Annotated in this window: 7 protein-coding genes; 2 read left to right on the plus strand and 5 right to left on the minus strand. The window is 70.1% G+C overall.

The window, feature by feature from the left end:
• Positions 1 to 112: 112 nt before the first annotated feature.
• The 3 genes from AB0F15_RS44350 to AB0F15_RS44360 all read right to left on the minus strand — a co-directional run bounded on the left by AB0F15_RS44350 (position 113) and on the right by AB0F15_RS44360 (position 5,822).
• Positions 113 to 3,181 carry an amidohydrolase family protein gene (locus AB0F15_RS44350; RefSeq protein WP_360283854.1) on the minus strand — a complete coding sequence of 1,023 codons (3,069 nt, stop codon included), beginning with the start codon at positions 3,179 to 3,181 and terminating at the stop codon, positions 113 to 115.
• A gap of 123 nt (positions 3,182 to 3,304) precedes the next feature.
• Positions 3,305 to 4,597 carry a PhoH family protein gene (locus AB0F15_RS44355; RefSeq protein WP_360283856.1) on the minus strand — a complete coding sequence of 431 codons (1,293 nt, stop codon included), beginning with the start codon at positions 4,595 to 4,597 and terminating at the stop codon, positions 3,305 to 3,307.
• 448 nt (positions 4,598 to 5,045) lie between these two features.
• Positions 5,046 to 5,822, minus strand: a complete 777-nt coding sequence (locus AB0F15_RS44360; RefSeq protein WP_360283858.1) for an isoprenyl transferase — start codon at positions 5,820 to 5,822, stop codon at positions 5,046 to 5,048.
• A gap of 81 nt (positions 5,823 to 5,903) precedes the next feature.
• On the opposite strand from AB0F15_RS44360, the gene AB0F15_RS44365 reads away from it, so the two are divergent.
• Positions 5,904 to 6,575 carry a hemolysin III family protein gene (locus tag AB0F15_RS44365; protein WP_360283860.1) on the plus strand — a complete coding sequence of 224 codons (672 nt, stop codon included), beginning with the start codon at positions 5,904 to 5,906 and terminating at the stop codon, positions 6,573 to 6,575.
• Positions 6,576 to 6,757: 182 nt separating this feature from the next.
• On the opposite strand, the gene AB0F15_RS44370 is transcribed toward AB0F15_RS44365, so the two are convergent.
• Positions 6,758 to 7,105: a hypothetical protein gene (locus AB0F15_RS44370; RefSeq protein WP_360283862.1), complete on the minus strand. Its 348-nt coding sequence runs from the start codon at positions 7,103 to 7,105 to the stop codon at positions 6,758 to 6,760.
• Between the two features lie 229 nt (positions 7,106 to 7,334).
• Positions 7,335 to 7,808, minus strand: a complete 474-nt coding sequence (locus AB0F15_RS44375) for a carboxymuconolactone decarboxylase family protein (protein WP_360283864.1) — start codon at positions 7,806 to 7,808, stop codon at positions 7,335 to 7,337.
• Between the two features lie 308 nt (positions 7,809 to 8,116).
• Here AB0F15_RS44375 and AB0F15_RS44380 point away from each other — a divergent pair, with 308 nt between their 5' ends.
• A complete protein-coding gene (locus AB0F15_RS44380) occupies positions 8,117 to 8,881 on the plus strand; it encodes a PRC and DUF2382 domain-containing protein (RefSeq protein WP_360283866.1) in 765 nt (254 codons plus the stop codon).
• Positions 8,882 to 8,920 lie beyond the last annotated feature (39 nt).

The following is an 8,920-nucleotide window of genomic DNA, read 5'->3' on the forward strand; positions in this document are numbered from 1 at the left end:
GGTGCTCCGTCCGCGTCGAGGGCGGCGACGAGCGAATCGACGTACCGGCCGACCCCGCCGCGGTCCGCGGGAACCGCGGTCGCGTCGATCATCTCACGACCGGGTGGGGTGCTCAGCCCGCGCAGCAGACGTGTTCCGACCACTCCGGAACGTGCCACCAGTGCTGTTTCTCCGCCGATCGGGCCGCGGGCGCCACCTCGGTGGCCGCCCGCTGCCCCGGCTGGTTCCGGTAGGGCGCCAGCAACTCGCCGACCGTCCGCAGCACTCCGCCGACCAGCACGCTGCGGACGTTCGCGGCCGCCTTGATGTCCTGCAACGGGTTGCCGCTGACGAGCGACAGATCGGCGTACGCGCCACGCTTGAGCACCCCGATCCGGTCCTCGAGACCCAGCCACCGCGCCGGATTGCGGGTGGCGGTGGTGAGCGCCTCGTACGGCGTGAACCCGAACGCGACCATGGCCCGCAGGTTCTGGTGGGTGGAGACGGCCACGTTGTCCAACGGGGAGTCCGTGCCGGTGACCACGAACCCGCCCGCCCGGTGGATCCGCAGCACCATGTCGACGTTCCCGGCGAGGACCTGGCGCAGGTACGCGTTCTCCGGGTTGCCCGCGGTGTCCGCCGTGGCTTTGAGCTGCTGGTACTCCCACGGCGGGAAAAGGACTTCGGTGCGCTCGTCGGTCACGAGCGACTTGTCGTCCGCGTACAACGCCCTGGAGGTGAACAACGTCGGCGTGATCGACATCCCGGAGCGGACGAACAAGGCGACGGCGTCCTGGTAGGACCGGCCGATCCGGCTGACGGTGTGCGAGTACCCGAGCCGGTTGGTGGCGCCGGTGTGCTCCATCGCGTCCATGCCGATGTTGGCCGCCGGGTACAGGTAGTGCGACGACAGCGGGATGCCCGCCCCGTGCGCGGCCCGGACCACGGCCTGCTGGGAGGCCACGGGCAGCCGGACGTACGTCTTGATCATGTCGTACTCGAGCTCGACCGCGCGGGACAGCTCCAGGTTCAGCTGCTCCGGCGACAGGGTCGGCCGCATGAAGTTGTAGTAGATCCGGGAGCCGTCGATGGCTTCCCCGGTGCCGAAGTACCTTGGCCCGACGCGGTTTCCGGATTCCAGCGCCTCGCGCGTCTCCAGCATCTGGTACACCGGGTCGCCGGGCGAGCGGGTCGTGGTGATGCCGTAGGACAGCCACAGCCGCCCCTGCCGGTCACCCCACTGCCTGCCGCGCAGGTGCCAGTGGTTGTGGAGGTCGACGAGGCCCGGCATGGCGGTCAGGTCGTGCGCGTCGACGGTCCCGGGTGCGGCCCGATGCGGCCGGACGTCGGCGATCCGGCCACCGGCGACGACGATGTCGACGTCCCGCCGCAGCGTCCGGGCGACGCCGTCCCACGCCGCGCCGACGTGGATGACGGTGGGGCGCGGTGGACGCGGGCGGGCCCAGGTGAAGTCGAGCCGGATCGTGCGCGGCTCGCCGCCGGCGATCTTCTGCGCCTTGAGCCGTCCCTTCGACAGGTACACGAGCGTGTCATTCCCCTGCCACGCAAGGGAATCCGTGACGTCGTGGGTAATCTGCCTCGGCGCGCCGATCAGCCGTCCGGCGCCGTCGACCGGGGCGATCCAGGCGACGCTCTCGACCGTGAACGCGAGGTACCGGCCGTCGGGTGACCACAGTGGACCGTCGTCGCCGCGGGTGGCGAGCGAGCGGAACGGCATCGGCTCGGCGTAGCGGAGCTCCTGGGTCTTCAGGTCGACCGTGAGGATCTGGCTCGTGCCCTCGCGGTAGCGCTTCGAGTACGGCTTGACCGCGGCCAGCGCGAGGACCGACCCGTCGGGCGACCAGGTGGGGCGCCCCGGCATGAACAGCGGCGGCGTCACCTGCTGGGCCCGGGCCGTGGTCACGTCGTAGACCCACGTGGCGCCGTCCTGGTCGGCGTACGCCACCCGGCCGCCGTCCGGCGACCACCGCGGCGCGACCTGGGCGCCCGCCAGCCGGGTGAGCACGGTGTCCTTGCCGGTGCCGAAGTCGTGCAGCCACAGGTCGGCGGTGCCGAGCCGGTCGCTCGTGTAGAGCAGCTTCGTCCCGTCCGGGTGGAAGTCCGGGTCGGAGTTGAAGAAGCCGTCGCCGACCAGCCGCTGCGGCCGGCCACCGCCGGCCGCGACGACGTAGATCGCGTTGAGGGCCCGGAACGCGATCCGCTTGCCGTCCCGCGAGACCACCGGACCGGCGATGCCCCGGACGGGCTTCGGCCCGGCCGCGTCCAGGTCACGGACCCGCCTCCGGTAGTCCCGCGATGCCGTGGACACGCCCGCTTCGAGGGGGATGTCCTTGACGGCGCCGGACTCGCGCCGCCGGAGGTGCCCGTCGGCGGTGTAGAGCACGGCGGATCCGGACCAGTTCGCGGCGAAGCCGAAGACGTCCTCGCCCTTGGTCAGCTGCTCGTCGCCGAGCATGAGGTCCGCTTCGGCGCCCCGCAGCCGCAGGTAGCTGGGCTGTCCGCCGGGACCGAACGCGGGGCCGTAGAGCTTGTCGGCGCCGGTCGCGGTGACCAGGCGCGTCCGGGCGCCGGTGGCCGGGGTGACGACGTCGATGGCGGTGTCGTTCACGGTGAAGACGATCTTCGTTCCGTCGGCCGACCACCGTGGCGACGCCTCTTCGTCCGCGGTGGACACCACCGTGCTGATCGCTCCGGAGGCGACGTCCAGCAGGTGGATGCCGTAGCTGCCGTCCCGGTCGCTGCTGAAGGCGATCTTGGTGCCGTCCGGCGAGAACACGGGCTCCCGGTGGTCGAACCGCCCGCTGGTGAGCTTGCGGGGCGTACCACCCGCAGCATCGATGACGTACAGGTGGAAGTTGCCGTCGCGGTAGGACTGGAACACGATCCGGCGGCCGTCCGGCGACCAGCCGGGGAGCGTGGCGTCCTGGAGGTCGTCGGTGAGCCGCCGCGCGCGACCGCCGCCGGCGGGCAGCACCCAGATCCCGGTGACCAGGTCGACCGCGATCCACCGGCCGTCCGGTGACAGCGCGGCGGACATGTTCGTGCCCTCCCGCAGCACCACGCCGTCCCGCCCGGCGTCCGGTTCGGCCTCGGCGACCCCCGCTCCGGCCACGGCCAGTGCGGCGGCGGCTGCGCCACCTCGGACGAGAACTTCACGACGGGAGAGGCCTTCTGGCGCCATGCGGCCAACTATGCCCACGCCCCGGATCGGCCGTCCAGCGGCCGAGCGGGTTTTTCACCGGATGTCCGGCAACGGCGGAAAGGACTGCCGGGGGCGACGCGCTCGCGCCGCCCCCGGGGTCCGTCAGCCGTGGTCCTCCAGCATCTCGGTGACGAGGGCCGCGATCGGCGACCGCTCCGAGCGCGTCAGCGTGACGTGCGCGAACAGCGGGTGCCCCTTGAGCTTCTCGATCACCGCCGAGACGCCGTCGTGCCGTCCGACGCGCAGGTTGTCGCGCTGGGCGACGTCGTGCGTGAGCACCACCCGCGACGCCGTGCCGAGCCGCGAGAGCACCGTGAGCAGGACGTTGCGCTCCAGCGACTGGGCCTCGTCGACGATGACGAACGTGTCGTGCAGCGAGCGGCCCCGGATGTGCGTCAACGGGAGCACCTCGAGCATGCCCCGGTCGAAGACCTCGTCGAGGACGTCCTGGCTGACCAGCGCGCCGAGGGTGTCGAACACCGCCTGCGCCCACGGCTGCATCTTCTCGCTCTCGGACCCGGGCAGGTAGCCGAGGTCCTGGCCGCCGACCGCGTAGACCGGCCGGAACACCACGACCTTGCGGTGCTGACGGCGTTCCATCACCGCCTCAAGGCCGGCGCACAGGGCGAGCGCCGACTTGCCGGTGCCGGCCCGGCCGCCCAGCGACACGATGCCGACGTCGGAGTCGAGCAGCAGGTCGAGCGCGATGCGCTGCTCGGCGCTGCGGCCGTGCAGGCCGAACGCCTCGCGGTCGCCGCGGACCAGCCGGATGCGCTTGTCCGCCGTGATCCGCCCCAGCGCGCTGGAGCTGCCCGCGAGCAGCCGCAGCCCGGTGTGGCAGGGCAGCTCGGCGAGGTCGTCCATGCCGTACTCGACCGGGTCGACCGTGCCGCCGCCGAACAGCGTGTCCAGCACGTCCTGTTCGACGTCGACGTCCGCCATGCCCGTCCAGCCGGACGGCGTCACTTCCTGCGCGCGGTACTCGTCCGCCTCGAGACCGACGGCCCCGGCCTTGACCCGCAGCGGGATGTCCTTCGTCACCAGCGTGACCGACTCGTACTCCGCCGCCAGGTTGAGCGCGCAGGCGAGGATCCGGTGGTCGTTGGAGTCGGTCCGGAACCCCGACGGGAGCACCGACGGGTCCGAGTGGTTCAGCTCCACCTGCAGCGTGCCGCCGTGGTCCCCGATGGGGAGCGGCGCGTCGAGCCTGCCGTACTGCCGGCGCAGGTCGTCGAGCATGCGCAGGGATTCGCGGGCGAACCAGCCGAGCTCCGGGTGGTGGCGCTTCGCCTCCAGTTCACTGATGACGACCAGCGGGAGCACGACGGCGTGCTCGGCGAACCGAGTCACCGCCCACGGGTCCGAGAGGAGGACCGACGTGTCGAGCACGTACATGTGCTGCTGGGATTCGGGCGAGGTCGAGGCTTTCTCCGGGCCAGGAACGGCACCGGTCGAAGAGTGGCCAGAGGCCTTACGGGGCAAACGCTGCGCAGTCACGACGGCATCTCCCTCGAGGGCGTGTGCACCTCACGCCCGCACTCGCTGGGCCGGGCACCTCCCTGGCTGGACCACTCCTCCTGACCGGGGTCAGGTGGTGCGGCCACGAGGGCCGGGTGCCGGCCCCCTCGAGCGTCTCGTGGGCGGCTGAGCCGCCCCCTCGATCACCGCCACGACCAGGGCCTCCCGCGAGGACCCGCACGGAACGCGCGCCCTCACCTCGGAAGGTACCCACGAATGCGTGATCGCGCAGCGAGCCAACACGGTGATTCGCCAAACCGTCACCTCACTGTCGGTCGTCTGACATCAACAGCTGGTGACGCTCCCCTGGGGAGACGGGTGCGAGCTACGACCCGAACCGGCGGTGCCGCCACGCGTAGTCACGGATGGCGCGCAGGAAGTCGACACGACGGAAGGCGGGCCAATACGCTTCGGTGAACCAGAACTCCGAGTGCGCGGACTGCCACAGCAGGAAGCCGGAAAGCCGCTGTTCGCCCGACGTGCGGATGATGAGGTCCGGGTCCGGCTGCCCCGAGGTGTAGAGGTGCTCGGAGATGTGGTCGACGTCGAGGATCTTCGCCAGCTCGTGAATGGACGTGCCCTCGTCGGCGTGCTGGAGCAGCAGCTTGCGCACGGCGTCCGCGATTTCCTGGCGCCCGCCGTACCCGACGGCGATGTTGACCTCCATCCCGCTGCGCCCTTCGCTCCGGGCGGCGGCTTCGCTGAGCCGCTTCGCGACGTCGGCGGGCAGCAGGTCGAGGGCGCCGACGATCCGCAGCCGCCACGACGCCCCGGGCGCGGCGAGTTCGTCGGTGACGTCGGTGATGATCTTCAGCAGGGGTGTGAGCTCGTCCGGGTCCCGGTTGAGGTTGTCGGTGGACAGCAGCCACATGGTGACGACCTCGACGTCGGCCTCCTGGCACCAGCTCAGGAAGTCGGCGATCTTCTTCGCCCCCGCGCGGTGACCGTCCGAAACGTCCGCGAAGCCCGCTTCACGGGCCCAGCGGCGGTTGCCGTCGAGCATGATGGCGATGTGCCGGGGATGCCGGCCGGCGGCCTGCTGGATGAGGCGCCTGCCGTAGGCGCTGTACACGACGTCGGACAAGAAGGAGCGAACACTCACGTCGAGTCAGCGTACGCACCTCGGTGTGAGGCGTGTGACTCGAGCACTGCTGGAGAACCTACGCTGTCGTAACCTGGATGGGTGAGCCTTACGACGGATCCCCCGCCGGTGGTGGACGCCCGCCCGCGCCTGCGAGGGCACATCCACTCCTGGACGTTCTTCGGCGCCGTCGCCGCGGTGGCGACGCTGGTCGCCCTGGCCGCGTCCACAGTGTCCCCGCTCGCGACCCTGGCGACGTCGGTCTACGGCTTGACGGTGCTCGGCCTGTTCGGCGTGAGCGCGCTGTACCACCGTCACTTCTGGAGCCCCCGCGCGTACAAGTGGATGAAGCGCGCGGACCACTCGATGATCTTCCTGTTCATCGCGGGGACGTACACACCGTTCACCCTGCTGGCGATGTCGAAGCCGACGGGCTACGTGATCCTGTCGATAGTCTGGGGCGGCGCCATCCTCGGCGTGGCGCTGAAGATGCTGTGGCCGAACGCGCCGCGGTGGCTGGGCGTGCCGATCTACATCGCCCTGGGCTGGGTCGCGGTCTTCGTGTTCCCGGAGCTGGCAACACACGCCGGCGCCGGAGCGCTGGTCCTGCTGTGCATCGGCGGGTTGTTCTACACGCTGGGGGCGGTGTTCTACGCCGTCAAGTGGCCCAATCACTGGCCGGAGACGTTCGGGTACCACGAGTTCTTCCACGCGTGCACGGTGCTGGCGGCGGTTTCGCACTACATCGCGATCTGGCTGGCCATGTACGCCTGACGGCTCAGCCGGTGTCCACCGCGTGAATTCAAAACACTGAAGAAACACGAAAACGCGCGGCCGCTCACTCGTCATCGAGTGCGGGCCGCGCGTTGTTTTCGGTGTCGACGATCCAGAAGAGCCGCGGATGGCTGATGCACACTCCCCCAGCCAGCCACGGCTCCTCTTCGAACGGCTTTGAATCAGCCGGCCGAGTTGCCGTTGCAGGCGACGTACGACGGGTTGTGGTCGGCCGTCAGCAGCTCGATCGGGCCGTTCCACTGCCACGGCAGCAGGCAGGCGTTGTTGAGGATGCTGATGCCGGCGCCGCCGTCGGTCGAGTTGTTGTTGCAGGCCGCGTACGCCGGCGCGTGGCCGGTGTGCAGCGCTTCCAGGGGACCGTTCCACTGCCACGGGGCAGCGCAGAGGTTGTCTCCGATGCTGATGCCGCCGCCCGGGTGATGCCCGGCCTCACCGGCGGAAGCCGGCGCGGCAATAGCGAGCATGGCGCCACCGATGACTGCGGCTGCGAAGAGCGTCTTTTTCATCATGATAAAATCATCGGGCGATTATCCGCCGTCCTTTATCGACATCACCCGATGTGCTGGACAACATCACCCGGCGAGGCACACAAGCCGCTTGCGCCGAGCGCGATCACTGCCGCTGTGCCATGGTTGCCGGTTCCACGCTTGAGCGGTCGTCACCAGGGCGGCGGTCCGGCAGCCGAAAGCACCGAAGGGGAACCTCGCGCCGGGCAAGGTCCCCTTCGGACGGACGAGGTCAGCCGAACATTCCCGGCTGGTACTCCCCCGCCGGGTTGCGGACGATCACGTTCAGCCGGTTCCACGCGTTGATCATGGCCACCAGGGCGATCAACGCCCCTATCTGCTCGTCGTCGTAGTGTTTGCGGACCGCCGCCCACGTCTCGTCGCTGACACCTTCGTGGGCGTCCGCCAAGCGAGTGCCTTCCTCCGCCAGCGCCAGGGCCGCGCGCTCCGGCTCGGTGAACACCACCGCTTCGCGCCACGCCGCCACCATCGCCAGGCGGACCGCCGTCTCGCCCGCCGCCGCCGCGTCCTTGGTGTGCATGTCCAGGCACATGCCGCAGCCGTTGATCTGGCTCGCGCGGATCTTCACCAGCTCCTGCGTCGCCGTCGGCAGCGACGACTCCTCGATCGGGTGGGACGCCGCGATCAGGCGCTTGACGAACTTGCCGGTGATCTCGTTCTCGAACATGTTGAGCCGCGCTTCCATGGCCGTTCCCCTTTCCTCGTCTGCTTCACCCCCTTGACGACCTGGACGACGGCGTTGTGACAACACCGCGAGTGACGCCCGTCACGCGAAATCAAGATCCACACCTTCGCGCCACCCAGCGCCGCACCGATCACCGCCGGAGCACCGCGTTCCACCTGCGGCGGCCGGGCCGCCTGGCCAGCGGGGAGCACTTCAAACCGCCACGTTCAGGGGTCACTCACGGGAACACCACGACGGTTGCCGTGCGCGCCGGGGCGGCCGACGGTGGGCCTCATCAAGACCCAACGCGTGGAAGGAGCACGACCGCGATGGCCAGGACCATGCAGCCCCAGGAACTCATCGACAGTGCTGTGGTCGACCCGGACGGCAACAAGCTCGGGAAGGTCGGCAACGTCTACCTCGCCGACGCGACGCACCAGCCGGAATGGATCACCGTCAAGACCGGTCTGTTCGGCACCAAGGAAAGCTTCGTCCCGCTCTCCGGCGCGCACACGGACCGGGACGGCGTCCACGTCCAGGTCGACAAGGACAGCGTGTCCGACGCGCCCCGCATCGACGCCGACGGGCACCTTTCGCCCGAGGAGAGCGAGCAGCTCTACCACCACTACGGGCTGCCGGTACCGCGCACTTCGCCGGACGGGCGGATGGACGGGGGCAAGGCCGCCGCGGGCGGACGGGGCAAGCCCGCGATGGGCGGGAAGCGGGACGAGCGCGCCATGACGCGCTCCGAGGAGCGGCTGACCGTCGGAACCGAGCAGGTCGAGACCGGGCGCGTGCGGCTGCGCAAGTACGTCGTCACCGAAGAGCAGCAGGTCACCGTGCCGGTGCGGCACGAGGAGGTGCGCGTCGAACGGGAACCGGTCACCCGCGGCGACGGCACGGCGGAGATCGGCGAGGCCGAGCAGGACGTCGTCCTGCACGCCGAGAAACCCTTGGTGCGCAAGGAAACCGTGCCGGTCGAGCGGGTGCGCCTGCGGACGGAAACGGTCAGTGACGAGCAGACCGTGTCCGGCAAGGTCCGCAAGGAGCAGTTCGAGATCACCGACGACGACCGCAAGCACCGCCGCTCCTGACGGCGACCAAATGGTTGCCGTCGGAAGTCCTCCGGGGGT

Source organism: Amycolatopsis sp. NPDC026612, assembly GCF_040638285.1.
Lineage (GTDB): Bacteria > Actinomycetota > Actinomycetes > Mycobacteriales > Pseudonocardiaceae > Amycolatopsis.